Genomic DNA, 295 nt, shown 5'->3' on the forward strand with positions numbered 1-295 from the left:
CTCAAAACGAATCATTTTTCAATACTTTACGGAATTTCTCTCCCAAATTGATTCCACCGTCTCCGCTGGTCGAATTGCGCCCGGCAGTAGTGGAAAGCGGTGGAGATTGTTTAGTTCGAGAGCCACAGCAACCTGCTTCCTCCAGCACCATGCCGGGCACCTCGCTCACGGAATTCCTCAGCCGCTTCAAGCGCACCATGATCATCCACTATCTCCCTGGAACCACCGGAATCGTTATGAGTTTCTACTGCGGACGTTCATTCGAAGGAGAAGCCCGATGGCACAGACACCGACA

1 protein-coding gene is annotated in these 295 nt (G+C 52.2%); it reads right to left on the reverse strand.

Annotated elements, in window-relative coordinates; all coding sequences use genetic code 11:
- Window position 1: 1 nt before the first annotated feature.
- Window positions 2-205 carry a hypothetical protein gene (locus C3Y91_RS06085; RefSeq protein ID WP_168575152.1) on the reverse strand — a complete coding sequence of 68 codons (204 nt, stop codon included), beginning with the start codon at window positions 203-205 and terminating at the stop codon, window positions 2-4.
- Window positions 206-295: the final 90 nt, after the last annotated feature.

Source organism: Rhizobium ruizarguesonis (genome assembly GCF_012349115.1).
GTDB lineage: Bacteria > Pseudomonadota > Alphaproteobacteria > Rhizobiales > Rhizobiaceae > Rhizobium > Rhizobium ruizarguesonis.

Bases quoted from the DNA above. Each gene is read 5' to 3' on its own strand.
- C3Y91_RS06085 (WP_168575152.1), bottom strand. From the start codon at position 205: ATGATCATGGTGCGCTTGAAGCGGCTGAGGAATTCCGTGAGCGAGGTG.